This is a genomic window from Pseudomonas sp. S11P7, from assembly GCF_023195435.1.
Classification (GTDB): Bacteria; Pseudomonadota; Gammaproteobacteria; order Pseudomonadales; family Pseudomonadaceae; genus Aquipseudomonas; species Aquipseudomonas fluorescens_G.
Window position 1 is genome coordinate 4083500 of record NZ_JALPKS020000002.1, and the last position, 13471, is coordinate 4096970.

Consider the following 13471-nt stretch of genomic DNA (forward strand, 5'->3'; position numbering starts at 1 on the left):
TGAACCCTGCGGTTTATGGCTAGATGGAGGACTTCGAGCCACCTTCAATTCCGGTCCCCCTCATGTCCTCGCGCGAAAACACCGGCATGGCCCTCGGCCTGCTCGGTGTGGTGATTTTCAGCCTGACCCTGCCCTTCACCCGCATCGTGGTGCAGGAACTGCATCCGCTGCTCAACGGCCTGGGACGGGCGCTGTTCGCGGCCATCCCGGCGGCGTTGCTGCTGTTGTGGCGTCGCGAGAAGTGGCCGAGCTGGCAACAAGTCAAAGGCCTGAGCCTGGTGATCGCCGGGGTGATTCTGGGTTTTCCGGTGTTGTCGGCGTGGGCCATGCAAACCTTGCCGGCGTCCCACGGCGCGCTGGTCAATGGTTTGCAGCCGCTGTGCGTGGCGCTGTATGCGGCGTGGCTGTCCCACGAGCGCCCATCGAAAGCCTTCTGGGCCTGCGCCGCGTTGGGCAGTGCGCTGGTGCTCGGTTACGCGTTGTACACCGGGGCGGGCAGCATTCAGGCCGGGGATTTGTTGATGCTCGGGGCGATTGCTGTCGGTGGATTGGGTTACGCCGAGGGCGGCCGTTTGGCCAAAGAGATGGGCGGCTGGCAGGTGATCTGCTGGGCGCTGGTGCTGTCGACGCCGCTGCTGATCGGGCCGGTGTTGTATTTGGCCTTGCAACATCAGGGCGCGGTTTCGACCAAGGCCTGGTGGGCGTTTGGGTATGTTGCGCTGTTTTCGCAGTTTCTCGGGTTTTTCGCCTGGTACGCCGGGCTGGCCATGGGCGGCATTGCCCGGGTCAGTCAGATTCAGTTGTTGCAGATCTTCTTCACTATTGCCTTTTCGGCGCTGTTCTTTGGCGAACACGTTGAGCCGATCACCTGGGTGTTTGCCTGCGGCGTGATTGCTACCGTCATGCTCGGGCGCAAGACTGCAGTCATATCAAATGTGGGAGCGAGCCTGCTCGCGAAGGGGTCGTAACAGCCAGCATCATCGTCGACTGTCAGTCCGCTTTCGCGAGCAGGCTCGCTCCTACAGGGTCAGCGTCAGGCCAGGTAACCGTCGGCGCGCAGCAGGGTTTCCAGGCAGTGCTCGCTGATGTGGTAGAAGTCTTTCAACTCCTGAATCTTCAGCAACAACTGCGCCGGGTTCACTGGCTCGGCGCGTTTCACCGCCAGGATCATCTTGTTCTTGTTGGTGTGTTCCAGCGAGATGAACTCGAACACTTTGGTCTCGTAACCGCAGGCTTCGAGGAACAACGCACGCAGGCTGTCGGTGACCATTTCCGCTTGCTGGCCCAGGTGCAAACCGTATTGCAGCATCGGTTTGAGCAGCGCCGGGCTCTGGATCTGCAGGCGGATCTGCTTGTGGCAGCACGGCGAGCACATGATGATCGACGCGCCCGAGCGGATGCCGGTATGGATCGCATAATCGGTGGCGATGTCGCAGGCATGCAGGGCGATCATCACGTCCAGCTCGCTCGGTGCGACGCTGCGCACGTCACCGCACTTGAACACCAGCCCCGGATGCTCCAGCTTGGCCGCCGCGGCATTGCACAGGTTGACCATCTCCTCGCGCAACTCGACGCCGGTGACCTCGCCTTCGGCTTTCAGGGTATTGCGCAGGTAATCGTGAATCGCGAATGTCAGATAGCCCTTGCCCGAACCAAAGTCCGCCACCCGCACCGGCTTGTCCAGCGCCAGCGGTGACGAGGTCAGCGCGTGGCTGAACACTTCGATGAACTTGTTGATCTGCTTCCACTTGCGCGACATCGCCGGGATCAGCTCATGCTGGGCATTGGTCACGCCGAGGTCTTGGAGAAACGGCCGGCTCAACTCAAGGAAGCGGTTTTTCTCGCGGTTATGCTCGGCGGACGGTGCCTCGCGCAATTGCTGAGGTTTGCTCTTGAACAGCGAAGACTTGCCCTTTTTGCTGTATTCCAGCTGGGCTTCGTCGCTCAGCGCCAGCAAATGCGCATTTTTGAACGCGGTCGGCAACAGCCCGGCAATCGCCGCTACGCCTTCATTCAGCGGCAGGTTCTTGGTGATATCGCGGGTCTTGTAGCGGTAGACGAAGGACAGGTTCGGCTGCGCCTTGACCGTCACCGGTTTGATGATCACCCGCTGCAGATCCGCCTCGTCACCGACGTACTTGGCCAGCACCAGTTTGATGAAGCCGTTCTGTTCGAGGCTGGTTTGCAGCAGCTCGATGAACTGGGCGTGGTGGTCGGGCGCCGGCTTTGTGGACGGCGCGGATGGGGCGGTGACGGACATGAAAAAGCAGCCTCGGAAGGGCGAAATCGGGAATGGCGGGTATTTTAGGGGGATGGAGGTTGGGGACACGTGCTTATTTGCTGAACGGTTGGTTTCGACAGTTAAAAAGCTACCCTCACCCCAGCCCTCTCCCGGAGGGAGAGGGGGCCGACCGAGGTGGCTTGCGCTCGATATCGACCTGAACGACCGAGTCGACTCTGGATTTCCCGACTTGAGTTCGACTCGGTATTTCAGGTCGGCGTTACTCGATAGAACAACGCGGTCGGCTCCCTCTCCCTCCGGGAGAGGGCTGGGGTGAGGGGCTGCGATCCCAGGCAGGAAGAACTGCTTCAGCCCAACACCACCAACCGATTCGGCAACTCATTCCTCACCTGCGTCACCGGCACATGCACTTTCAACAATTCGCCACACGCCTCGATACAGGTAACAAACCCCTCCAGCGTACGCCCCTGCCGCACCTGCTCGGTAAACGCCGAAACAATCGCATCCCAGTTCTTGTTGTCCAGACGCCGGGAGATGCCCTCATCCACCAGAATCTCCACATACCGCTCGGCCTCGCAGACAAAAATCAGCATGCCAGTGCTGCCCACGGTGTGGTGCAGATTCTGTTCAAGAAACTGCCGCCGCGCCAGATTCGAAGCGCGCCAGTGGCGCACGCGACGCGGGACCAGATGGGTGGTGATCTTGGGCAGGCGGAACAGCAGGCACAGCACAATGAACAAGCCCCATTGCACCATCAGCAGACTGCGCAGGGTCAGCCAGCCGGTCAGGTAATGCACGACGCCCGGCAGCACCAGCGCCAGCAGGCTGGCCCAGAGCAGCGGGATGTACGCATAGTCGTCGGCGCGCGCAGCCAGCACCGTGACCAGTTCGGCGTCGGTGTCGCGTTCGACCCGGGCGATCGCCTCGGCGACTTTGCGTTGTTCGTGTTCAGTCAGTAATGCCATGTCGAAAAATGCCTGCTCGTTATTGTTCTGTGTTCACCAGCCGCCGGACGAACCACCGCCGCCGAAACTGCCCCCGCCGCCGCTGAAGCCACCTCCGCCGCCACCGCCCCCGCCGAATCCACCGCCACCCAAGCCGCCCCCGCCTCCGGAGCCGCCACGGCCGGCGGGCAGGATACCGAGCATCTGGCAGACAAACACCGTCAGGATGAACAACATCACCAAAAACATGAACAGCGCCGGATGCCGCGAGATGAAATCATCGGCCGGGTCGCCGCTGGATTCGTACACCGTCGATGGCTCGTCGAGCGGGTTGCCGCCCAGTACCACCAGCATCGCCGCCACCCCGTCGCTGATGCCTTTGCTGAAGTTGCCAGCCTTGAACGCAGGCGTGATGACCTGATGAATGATCACCGACGCCTGCGCATCGGTCAGCCGGTCTTCCAGACCGTAACCGACTTCGATGCGCAATTTGCGCTCGTCACGGGCGACGATCAGCAGTGCGCCAGTATTCTTGTCCTTCTGGCCGATGCCCCAATGCCGGCCCAGTTGAACGCCGAAATCTTCGATGGTGGTGCCCTGCAGGTCGGGCAGCGTGACCACCACCAACTGCTCGCCGGTCGCCTGTTCGTGGGCCTGCAATTGCTGGCTCAGTTGCGCACGTAGCGACGGCTCAAGCATCTGCGCCTGATCGACCACACGCCCGCTCAGCGCCGGGAACGTCAATTCGGCCTGGGCGCTGACGGCAAACAGCCAGAGCATCAGCACCAGGCCCGTTTTCAACACGCGCATGCACAACCTCATCGCCAACACCGATTCAGAACTTCACTTCCGGGGCTTTTTCCGCGCCGGGCGTGGTGGCTTCGAAGGTTTCGCGCATCGGCAGGTCGCTGTACATCACGCTGTGCCACAGACGCCCGGGGAAGGTGCGGATCTCGGTGTTGTATTTCTGCACCGCCAGAATGAAATCGCGGCGCGCCACGGCGATGCGGTTTTCCGTGCCCTCAAGTTGCGATTGCAGGGCGAGGAAATTCTGGTTGGCCTTCAGGTCCGGATAGCGCTCGGAGACCACCATCAGGCGACTCAGTGCGCCGGTCAGCTGATCCTGCGCCTGCTGGAACTGCTTGAGTTTCGCTGGGTCGTCAAGGGTGCTGGCATCGACCTGGATCGACGTAGCCTTGGCCCGCGCTTCGATCACGGCGGTCAGGGTTTCCTGTTCATGGGCGGCGTAGCCTTTGACGGTTTCCACCAGATTGGGGATCAGGTCGGCGCGGCGCTGGTACTGGTTCTGCACCTGACCCCAGGCGGCTTTGGCCTGTTCGTCGAGGGTCGGGATATTATTGATGCCGCACGCGGTCAAGAAGGTAGCCAGCACCAGCAGCGTGGCCACTTGCAAACGTGAGCGGTAGGTCGGGTTGATCGTCATTGCGGTGATGCTCCTTGGATTAAAAAACCGCGCGCTGAACATTCCGGCACGGCGGTTGGGGCATAATCGGCCCCGCCACTGGATTGCGACGGGCTTATGGGCTAAAAAGTGCCCTTCGCGTTCACGCTGCCGCTGTCGGCTGTGGTTTTTTGGCTCTGAATATTCGAGCCGGCACCCGAACAACAATAGTCGCTCCTTACATTTTGGCTGGCCGGTGTTTCGTCACCGCTTGGGCCCTTGAGAAAAACATTCATGAAGAAGCTGTGTTTGCTGGGCCTGTTCGTCAGCCTGGCCAGTCACCAGGTACTGGCCGCCACGACTGCGGTCCCTCTGGAAAACAAGGACGCGTTCATCAGCAACCTGATGGGCCAGATGACCCTCGATGAAAAGATCGGCCAGTTGCGCCTGATCAGCATCGGCCCGGAAATGCCCCGCGAGCTGATCCGCAAAGAAATCGCCGCCGGCAACATCGGTGGCACCTTCAACTCGATCACCCGTGCGGAAAACCGGCCGATGCAGGACGCCGCCATGCGCAGCCGCCTGAAGATTCCGATGTTTTTCGCGTACGACGTAATTCACGGTCACCGTACGATTTTCCCGATTCCGCTGGCCCTCGCCTCGAGCTGGGACATGGACGCCATCGGCCAGTCCGGTCGCGTGGCGGCGAAGGAAGCCGCTGCCGACAGCCTCGACATCACCTTTGCGCCGATGGTCGACATTTCCCGCGACCCGCGCTGGGGCCGCAGCTCCGAAGGTTTCGGTGAAGACACCTACCTGACCTCGCGCATTGCCGGGGTCATGGTCCGCGCCTATCAGGGCGCCACTCCGAGCGCCGCCGACAGCATCATGGCCAGCGTCAAGCACTTCGCCCTGTACGGCGCGGTCGAGGGCGGTCGCGACTACAACACCGTCGACATGAGCCCGGTGAAGATGTACCAGGACTACCTGCCGCCGTACCGCGCTGCGATCGATGCCGGCGCCGGTGGGGTGATGGTCGCGTTGAACTCGATCAACGGCATTCCGGCCACGGCCAATACCTGGCTGATGAACGATCTGCTGCGCAGGGACTGGGGCTTCAAGGGCCTGGCGGTCAGCGACCACGGGGCGATTTTCGAGCTGATCAAACACGGCGTCGCTCGCGACGGTCGTGAAGCAGCGAAACTGGCGATCAAGGCCGGTATCGACATGAGCATGAACGACACCCTGTACGGCAAGGAACTGCCGGGGCTGCTCAAGTCCGGCGACATCGAACAGAAAGACATCGACAACGCGGTGCGTGAAGTGCTCGCCGCCAAATACGACATGGGCCTGTTCAAGGACCCGTACCTGCGCATCGGCAAGGCCGAGGATGATCCGGCCGACACCTACGCCGAAAGCCGTCTGCACCGTGCCGAGGCTCGCGAAGTCGCGCGTCGTAGCCTGGTGTTGCTGAAGAACCAGAATGAAACCCTGCCGCTGAAGAAAACCGCGAAAGTCGCGCTGGTCGGCCCGCTGGCCAAAGCGCCGATCGACATGATGGGCAGTTGGGCCGCCGCCGGTCGTCCGGCGCAATCGGTGACGCTGTTCGACGGCATGAGCGCGGTGATCGGCGACAAATCGAAGCTCGTTTACGCTCGTGGCGCCAACATCACTGGCGACAAGAAGGTCCTCGACTACCTGAACTTCCTCAACTTCGATGCGCCGGAAGTGGTCGATGATCCGCGCCCGGCCAGCGTGCTGATCGACGAAGCGGTGAAAGCCGCCAAAGACGCTGACGTTGTTGTCGCGGCAGTCGGCGAATCCCGTGGCATGTCCCACGAATCCTCGAGCCGCACTGACTTGAACATTCCGCAAACCCAGCGCGAGCTGATCCGTGCGCTGAAAGCCACCGGCAAACCGCTGGTGCTGGTGCTGATGAACGGCCGCCCGCTGACCATTCTCGAAGAGAACCAGTCGGCTGACGCGATTCTGGAAACCTGGTTCAGCGGCACCGAGGGTGGCAACGCCATTGCCGACGTGCTGTTCGGTGACTACAACCCATCGGGCAAACTGCCGGTGACCTTCCCGCGCTCCGTCGGGCAGATTCCGACCTACTACAACCACCTGAGCATTGGCCGGCCGTTCACCCCGGGCAAGCCGGGCAACTACACCTCGCAGTATTTCGATGACACCACCGGGCCGCTGTTCCCGTTCGGTTATGGCTTGAGTTACACCACCTTCGCCCTGAGCGACATGGCCTTGTCGTCGACCACACTGAATGCCACCGGCAAGCTCGACGCCAGCGTGATGGTCAAGAACACCGGCAAGCGTGACGGCGAAACCGTGGTGCAGCTGTACATTCAGGACGTCACCGGCTCGATGATCCGCCCGGTGAAAGAACTGAAGAACTTCCAGAAAATCATGCTCAAGGCCGGCGAACAGAAAGTCGTGCACTTCACCATCACTGAGGATGACCTGAAGTTCTACAACGCCCAGCTCAAGTACGCGGCAGAACCGGGCAAGTTCAACGTACAGATCGGCCTGGATTCGCAGAGCGTGACGCAACAAAGCTTCGAATTGCTCTAATTTTTCAGGTAACACATAAACCTGTGGGAGCTGGCTTGCCAGCGATGGCGGCTTAACAGTCAACTGATCTGTTGAATGTGATGGCCTCATCGCTGGCAAGCCAGCTCCCACAGTGTTTTTGGGTGTGCCCGCTAGCCGCGTCTGTCGAGGATGTTCACCACCAACCGATCCACCCAGCCCCACACCCGCTGCTTGACCCGCCGCCACAACGGCCGGCGCTGCCATTCCTCGAGGCTGACCAACTGACTCAGCCCGAAATCCCTGACAAAACTCGCCTCTACCGCTGCCGTCAATGACGGATCCAGCGCCTCCAGATTCGCTTCCAGATTAAAACGCAGGTTCCAGTGATCGAAGTTGCACGAACCGATGCTCACCCACTCATCCACCAGCACCATTTTCAGATGCAAAAAGCACGGCTGGTATTCGAAGATCTGCACGCCGGCCTTGAGCAGTCGTGGGTAGTAGCGATGCCCGGCGTAGCGCACTGACGGGTGATCGGTGCGCGGCCCGGTCAGCAGCAACCGCACGTCGACGCCGCGCGCAGCCGCCTTGCGCAGCGAGCGACGGATTTTCCAGGTCGGCAGGAAATACGGCGTGGCCATCCAGATACGTTTCTGCCCGCTGTTCAGCGCGCGAAACAACGATTGCAGAATGTCGCGATGCTGGCGGGCATCGGCATAAGCCACGCGGCCCATACCCTCGCCCTTGTCCGGCACACGCGGCAAACGCGGCAGGCCGAAATGTGCCGCCGGACGCCAGGCGCGGCGGTAACGGTTGGCGATCCACTGGCGGTCGAACAGCAATTGCCAGTCGATCACCAGCGGGCCGCTGATCTGCACCATCACTTCGTGCCACTCGCTGGCGTCCTCGCCCGGCGTCCAGAATTCGTCAGTGACACCGGTGCCGCCGACCACCGCCAGACATTGATCGACCAGCAGCAGTTTGCGGTGATCGCGATAGAAATTGCCGACCCAGCGCCGCCAGTTCAAGCGGTTATAGAACCGCAGTTCAACCCCGGCAGCGCTCAGGCGCTGACGCAAGTGCAGGGTAAACGCGAGGCTGCCGTAATCATCGAACAGGCAGCGCACGCGCACACCGCGCTCGGCGGCCGCCACCAGCGCCTGGACGATGGTGTCGGCGCAGGCGCCGGCCTCGACCAGATACAGTTCCAGTTCGATCTGTTCTTTGGCGGCGGCGATGTGCTCGAGCATCCGCGGAAAGAATTGCGGGCCGTCGATCAACAGCTCGAAGCGGTTGCCGTCGCGCCAGGGAAACACTGCGCCGCGCATGTCAGCGCGCCGTGAAGATCAGCACCGCACCGACCGGTACCGACAGACTGATAGCCGACAGATCGGCAAGCTTGCGCAGACTTTCGAGCCCCGGCGCGAGGTCGAAATCCGCGGCGTTGATCACCAGCGGCTCCAGCGTCACCACTTGAAAGCGTCGGTCATCGAGCCGCGTCGCCAGCAGCTCAGCGGGATATTCGTGTTGCTTGCCATGCAGCTTGACGGTCAGCGGCAGGCGCAATTCCAGCTGCGCGCCGGGGGCCAGATCGTTGATCGGGCGCAGGTCGATCTGCGTGGTGATCGTCGCTTCGGGGAACTGCTCGATCTGGAACAGCTCCTTGCGCATACGCTCATCGCGCAGCGGAATGCCGCTGTTGATCGACTCCAGTTCGACTTCGACTTCGGCACGCCCATTGGGATCGACCTTGCCGTGCAGCACCAGAAAGCGCTGCACTTCGGAAACGCTGGCGTTCTTGGTGCTGACGAACGACAGCCGCGACGACTCGCCGTCCAGATACCAATTGGCTTGAGCCGGCAATGCGGCGGCGGCCAGCAGCAGGCTAGAAAGGGTTGTGTACAGGGAGCGGTTGAACATTGAGCACTCGTGGGGGCGATAAACCTGAGCCGAACATTAACCGCCCGCCAACTTATTGCAAACTGAAGATCACCATAGATGCCTGCACTGATGAGACCCTTGTGGGAGCTGGCTTGCCAGCGATAGCGTCGTCACAGGCAAAATTTTCGCTGGCTGATCCACTGCAATCGCTGGCAAGCCAGCTCCCACATGACCTCCATTCACAGGGAATCGAGTGTGGTCAGGGATCAAGGCGGCAGCCATGGCGTTCGCTCAGCCACCGCGCGCTATTGCTGCGGCCCATGCCGCTGACGGTGATGGTTTTGCTGGCGGGGTCATCGGTGAACTGGCTGATCGGCAGCCACTGCTTTACATAGCCACGGCAGTATTGCGCGTCGTTGTTCATCACATAACGGCACGAGCAATATTCCTTGGCAGTGTAGGCGCTGATGATGTCCGGGAAGGCCCATAGATTTTCGCGCTCGTAAGCCATCCAGCCGAGCAGCATGGCCAGCAGCAACAAGCGCTTCATGGCTGCACCGCCTTGAGCACGCGGGCAAGCAGTTCGTTGTGGCGGTAACCACCGTCGCGATCATCGGCGTAGCGCACAATGACCAGTTTCTGGCTGGGAATCACGTATAGCGCCTGGCCCCAATGGCCGAGCGCGGCGAAGGTGTCGGGCGGCGCGGCGGGCCATGGTGATAGCGCGCCGTCCACCGCGCGGTTAAGCCACCAATGGCCGCCGGGCACGGCTTCGTCCTGACCGGCCTTGTAGCCGGCGAAGGGTTCGCGGTTGAACGCGACCCAATCCTGGGGCAGCAATTGCCGGTCCTGCCAGCGCCCGTCGCGGGCCATCAGCAGCCCGACCCGCGCCAGATCTCGCGCGGTGAGATAGGCGTAGGACGAAGCGACGAACGTGCCGCTGGCATCGGTTTCCCAGACGGCGTGACGAATGCCCAGCGGTTCGAACAATGCCGTCCACGGGTAATCGGCATAACGCTGCGGGCCGAGCATGCCTTTCAGCGCGGCGGCGAGCAGGTTGCTGTCGCCGCTGGAATAACGAAACGCCTGACCCGGTTCAGCGAAGGTCGGATGATCAGCGGCGAACGCGGCCATGTCGCGATGACCGCGGGTATAGAGCATCGCCACTACCGAGGATTTCAGCGGGGCGTATTCGTAGTCTTCCTGCCAGTCGATGCCCGAGGCCCAGTGCAGCAGGTCGGCGATTTTGATCCCGGAGTGGTTTGCCAATGGCGGATAAAACTGCGCGGCCGGGTCGTCGAGCTTGAACAGGCCTTCGCCATACGCCACGCCGAGCACGGTGGCCATCAGGCTTTTGCTGATCGACCAGGTCAGGTGCGCGGTTTGCGCGGTGGTCGGGCCGGCGTAGCGTTCGTAGATGATCTGGCCGTCGCGGATGATCAACAAGGCGTCGGTGCGGATGCCCTGGCGGGTGCTGTCATCGCGCGGCGGGAAGGCGAAGGTTTCCAGCGCCTCTACGGCTGGGCCGGTTATCTTCGGGGCGGTTGACCATTGCTCGCCGGGCCATTGTTCGGCGCGGGCGGTGAAGCTGATGAGCAGCAGGAACAGGGACAGACCTTTGAACATGGTCGAGGCTCTGGGAAATGAACCTGCTGAGACTAGTTGGGGTTTATGACAGATGTGTGGTGCTCTTGCGGCCGCCTTCGCGAGCAGGCTCGCTCCCACAATTCGACCGCATTCCAGTTGAAGAAACACGATCCCCTGTAGGAGTGAGCCTGCTCGCGATGAGGCCCTTTAAATCGCCGCCAAAGCCTTGGCCAACCGCGTCGCCCGAGCCCCCGCCGCCAATTGCATCACGCCTTTGTCCCGCTGCCACATTTGCGCCCACTCCACCGGGCCAGCGGCCAGCGCCTGCTCCACCTCGCCAGCCAGCGCCTCAAACTGCGCAAACAACCCGCCCAGCAACACATGCCCTGCCGGATTATCCGGCGCTAGCCGGCTCGCTTCAGCACACCCGGCCAACAGCGCCAGCAAACGCAATTGCAGCGTCTGCGGCCAGTCATTGTCCTGGCCGACGCCGTAAAGCCACGCGGTCATCGCGCTGAGCACATAGACGTCTTCAAGGGTGCGAAACGGTTTGACGTACGCATCCCAGCCATCGCCGGCGAGCAGTTCGCACAACGCGCCGTCCAGGTGCAGGCGACCGTGGCTGATGTCCGGCATCAACGGCAGTGCCGGCAGTTTTTCCACGCTCACGCCGGGCTCGCCGGGGTAGACCACCGCCAACGTCAGGCGCGGCGTTTCGCCGGATTGTTCGCTGCGCGCGGCCCCAATAGCCAGTCAGCCGCATCGCCGGCCGTGACGAAATCCTTGCGCCCGCTCAGACGCAAACCGTTCAGACGCGTTTGCAGGTCCGCCGGGCGCAGGCTGCGCTGTTCGGTGGCGCACAACGCGCCGAGGCTCAATGGCGCGCTCGGCCAGAGCATGCGCAACGCCGCTTGATAGCCGACCAGAAAGGCCAGCCCCGGCGTCGCCATGCGCCGCCCACCCGCGACCGCCAGTTCAAACGGCGAGACGGTGCCCAGCGTCTGCAACAACGTCGCGAACCCCTCCGCGAGGTCGGCGACGACGGGCAAGCGTTCACTAAGTTGCAGCAGATCTGACCAGGGCACGGGCGTCTCCTTGTGGGCTGTCATATAAGCATCACCGAACGTTCATGGCGATGACACCGGGGCTACATAGCCTGACTTTGCACAACACGGCTGCATAAAGAAAGTCGATCGGCTGCAACCCACGACGGGTTCAAGGCCCGTACGGAGATTCACATGACGCAAATCGCCCGCATCAGCGACACCGGCAATGAACGCCGCCTGCAAGCCGAACGCCTGGTCGGCGCCGAAGCCTTGCAGCAAGCCCAGGCCCTGCGCTTCGCCGTTTTCAGCGGCGAGTTCAACGCCAAATTGAAAGGCGCTGAACTGGGTCTGGACATGGATGACTATGATGTTCACTGCAGCCACATCGGCGTGCGTGACCTGAACACCGGGCGTCTGGTGGCGACGACCCGTTTGCTCGATCACACCGCTGCCAGCAGCCTGGGCAAATTTTACAGCGAAGAAGAATTCAGCCTGCACGGTCTTGCGCATCTGCAAGGCCCGATTCTGGAAATCGGTCGCACCTGCGTCGATCCGGCCTACCGCAACGGCGGGACCATCGCCGTGCTCTGGGGCGAACTGGCCGAAGTGCTGAATCAGGGCGGCTACAGCTACCTGATGGGTTGCGCGAGCATTCCGATGCAGGACGGCGGCATTCAGGCCCACGCGATCATGCAGCGCCTGCGCGAACGTTATCTGTGCACCGAACACTTGCGCGCCGAGCCGAAAAATCCGCTGCCGACCCTGGATATTCCTTCCAACGTAATCGCGGAAATGCCGCCGCTGCTCAAGGCCTACATGCGCCTGGGCGCGAAGATTTGCGGCGAGCCGTGCTGGGACGAAGATTTCCAGGTCGCCGACGTGTTCATCCTGCTCAAGCGCGACGAACTCTGCCCGCGCTACGCCAAACACTTCAAGGCGGCCGTGTGATGAGCCGGCTGCGGGTGTACGCGCGAATCGCGCGGGTGCTGCTGGTGGTCTCGCTGGGCTTGAGCATGGCCGGCGTATTCGGGGTATTCGAGCGCATCGGCCTGGCGCATTCGATGGAGCGGCGCCAGCGCTGGTCGCGCTTTTTCATGGCGCGCCTGAGCAACGCCCTGCCCTTTCGCGTAAGCGTGCACGGCGAACTGCCGAAGCAGCCGATGCTATGGGTGAGCAATCATGTGTCCTGGACCGATATTCCGCTGCTGGGCATGCTCACGCCGCTGTCGTTTCTGTCCAAGGCCGAAGTGCGCACCTGGCCGGTCGCGGGTTGGCTCGCGGCGAAGGCCGGCAGCCTGTTCATCCGCCGCGGCTCGGGTGACAGCCAGTTGATCCGCAAGCAGATGACCCGCCATCTGCAAAGCGAACACGCCTTGCTGATGTTCCCCGAAGGCACCACCACCGACGGCCGCTCGCTGCGCACTTTTCACGGTCGCTTGCTGGCGGCGGCGATTGATTCGCAAGTGATGCTGCAACCGGTCGCGATTCGTTACCTGCGCCATGGCGAAGTCGATACCTTGGCGCCGTTCATTGGCGACGACGATTTGCTCTCGCACCTGATGCGCCTGTTCAGCAATGACTGCGGCGATGTCGAGGTGCATTTGCTCAAGCCGATTGCCTGTGAAGGCCGCGAACGCGCCGCACTGGCGTTCGAAGCGCAGCAGGCGGTGCAGAAGGCGTTGTTTGGCTCGATTCCTGAGGCCCGACAATCCCCAATGCGTCCGGCAATCGCTGCCTGAAACACAAATCCCTGTTCACCTTACCCCTGTGGGAGCGGGCTTGCCCGCGATAGCGGTGGATCAATCAACATCAAAGTTGAATG

General features: G+C 61.9%; 12 protein-coding genes and 1 pseudogene. 4 read left to right on the forward strand and 9 right to left on the reverse strand.

What is annotated here, in order from left to right; translation table 11 throughout:
* Positions 1-62 precede the first annotated feature (62 nt).
* Positions 63-968 (forward strand): DMT family transporter, encoded by a 906-nt coding sequence (locus tag M0746_RS18795; RefSeq protein WP_258450201.1) that lies wholly within the window; start codon positions 63-65, stop codon positions 966-968.
* Positions 969-1033: 65 nt separating this feature from the next.
* On the opposite strand, the gene M0746_RS18800 is transcribed toward M0746_RS18795, so the two are convergent.
* From M0746_RS18800 to M0746_RS18815, 4 genes are all read right to left on the reverse strand, one after another.
* On the reverse strand, positions 1034-2260 hold the full coding sequence (locus tag M0746_RS18800; RefSeq protein WP_258450202.1) for a class I SAM-dependent methyltransferase: 1227 nt from the start codon (positions 2258-2260) through the stop codon (positions 1034-1036).
* Positions 2261-2589: 329 nt separating this feature from the next.
* Positions 2590-3207: a TPM domain-containing protein gene (locus tag M0746_RS18805; RefSeq protein ID WP_258450203.1), complete on the reverse strand. Its 618-nt coding sequence runs from the start codon at positions 3205-3207 to the stop codon at positions 2590-2592.
* A 33-nt stretch (positions 3208-3240) separates the two neighbouring features.
* A complete protein-coding gene (locus M0746_RS18810) occupies positions 3241-3996 on the reverse strand; it encodes a TPM domain-containing protein (RefSeq protein ID WP_258450204.1) in 756 nt (251 codons plus the stop codon).
* 25 nt (positions 3997-4021) lie between these two features.
* The gene (locus tag M0746_RS18815; protein WP_208938403.1) at positions 4022-4630 is read right to left on the reverse strand and encodes a LemA family protein; all 609 of its coding nucleotides are present in this window, start codon (positions 4628-4630) and stop codon (positions 4022-4024) included.
* A gap of 252 nt (positions 4631-4882) precedes the next feature.
* Here M0746_RS18815 and bglX point away from each other — a divergent pair, with 252 nt between their 5' ends.
* The gene (gene bglX, locus M0746_RS18820) at positions 4883-7174 is read left to right on the forward strand and encodes a beta-glucosidase BglX (RefSeq protein ID WP_258450205.1); all 2292 of its coding nucleotides are present in this window, start codon (positions 4883-4885) and stop codon (positions 7172-7174) included.
* A gap of 131 nt (positions 7175-7305) precedes the next feature.
* Here the strand turns inward: bglX and M0746_RS18825 are convergent, their stop codons facing one another.
* From M0746_RS18825 to M0746_RS18845, 5 genes and pseudogenes are all read right to left on the reverse strand, one after another.
* Entirely contained in the window at positions 7306-8463 is a 1158-nt protein-coding gene (locus tag M0746_RS18825; protein ID WP_258450206.1) for a phospholipase D-like domain-containing protein, read from the reverse strand.
* Between the two features lies 1 nt (position 8464).
* On the reverse strand, positions 8465-9055 hold the full coding sequence (locus tag M0746_RS18830) for a YceI family protein (RefSeq protein WP_208938406.1): 591 nt from the start codon (positions 9053-9055) through the stop codon (positions 8465-8467).
* 220 nt (positions 9056-9275) lie between these two features.
* Positions 9276-9566 carry an amidase gene (locus tag M0746_RS18835; protein WP_258450207.1) on the reverse strand — a complete coding sequence of 97 codons (291 nt, stop codon included), beginning with the start codon at positions 9564-9566 and terminating at the stop codon, positions 9276-9278.
* Positions 9563-10642: a serine hydrolase domain-containing protein gene (locus M0746_RS18840; RefSeq protein WP_258450208.1), complete on the reverse strand. Its 1080-nt coding sequence runs from the start codon at positions 10640-10642 to the stop codon at positions 9563-9565. Before M0746_RS18840 ends, M0746_RS18835 begins: the two co-directional genes overlap by 4 nt.
* A gap of 168 nt (positions 10643-10810) precedes the next feature.
* Positions 10811-11688: pseudogene (locus tag M0746_RS18845) on the reverse strand (acyl-CoA dehydrogenase).
* A 153-nt stretch (positions 11689-11841) separates the two neighbouring features.
* Between M0746_RS18845 and olsB the strand changes: the two are divergent.
* Together olsB and M0746_RS18855 are read left to right on the forward strand one after the other, a co-directional pair.
* The gene (olsB, locus tag M0746_RS18850; protein WP_206416047.1) at positions 11842-12597 is read left to right on the forward strand and encodes an L-ornithine N(alpha)-acyltransferase; all 756 of its coding nucleotides are present in this window, start codon (positions 11842-11844) and stop codon (positions 12595-12597) included.
* A complete protein-coding gene (locus tag M0746_RS18855; protein WP_258450209.1) occupies positions 12597-13388 on the forward strand; it encodes a lysophospholipid acyltransferase family protein in 792 nt (263 codons plus the stop codon). The genes olsB and M0746_RS18855 overlap by 1 nt, the downstream gene beginning before the upstream one ends.
* Positions 13389-13471 lie beyond the last annotated feature (83 nt).

Excerpts from the sequence above, each read along its gene's own strand:
- M0746_RS18795 (WP_258450201.1), top strand. The coding sequence starts at position 63 with ATGTCCTCGCGCGAAAACACCGGCATGGCCCTCGGCCTGCTCGGTGTG.
- M0746_RS18800 (WP_258450202.1), bottom strand. The coding sequence starts at position 2,260 with ATGTCCGTCACCGCCCCATCCGCGCCGTCCACAAAGCCGGCGCCCGAC.
- M0746_RS18805 (WP_258450203.1), bottom strand. The coding sequence starts at position 3,207 with ATGGCATTACTGACTGAACACGAACAACGCAAAGTCGCCGAGGCGATC.
- M0746_RS18810 (WP_258450204.1), bottom strand. The coding sequence starts at position 3,996 with ATGCGCGTGTTGAAAACGGGCCTGGTGCTGATGCTCTGGCTGTTTGCC.
- M0746_RS18815 (WP_208938403.1), bottom strand. The coding sequence starts at position 4,630 with ATGACGATCAACCCGACCTACCGCTCACGTTTGCAAGTGGCCACGCTG.
- bglX (WP_258450205.1), top strand. The coding sequence starts at position 4,883 with ATGAAGAAGCTGTGTTTGCTGGGCCTGTTCGTCAGCCTGGCCAGTCAC.
- M0746_RS18825 (WP_258450206.1), bottom strand. The coding sequence starts at position 8,463 with ATGCGCGGCGCAGTGTTTCCCTGGCGCGACGGCAACCGCTTCGAGCTG.
- M0746_RS18830 (WP_208938406.1), bottom strand. The coding sequence starts at position 9,055 with ATGTTCAACCGCTCCCTGTACACAACCCTTTCTAGCCTGCTGCTGGCC.
- M0746_RS18835 (WP_258450207.1), bottom strand. The coding sequence starts at position 9,566 with ATGAAGCGCTTGTTGCTGCTGGCCATGCTGCTCGGCTGGATGGCTTAC.
- M0746_RS18840 (WP_258450208.1), bottom strand. The coding sequence starts at position 10,642 with ATGTTCAAAGGTCTGTCCCTGTTCCTGCTGCTCATCAGCTTCACCGCC.
- olsB (WP_206416047.1), top strand. The coding sequence starts at position 11,842 with ATGACGCAAATCGCCCGCATCAGCGACACCGGCAATGAACGCCGCCTG.
- M0746_RS18855 (WP_258450209.1), top strand. The coding sequence starts at position 12,597 with ATGAGCCGGCTGCGGGTGTACGCGCGAATCGCGCGGGTGCTGCTGGTG.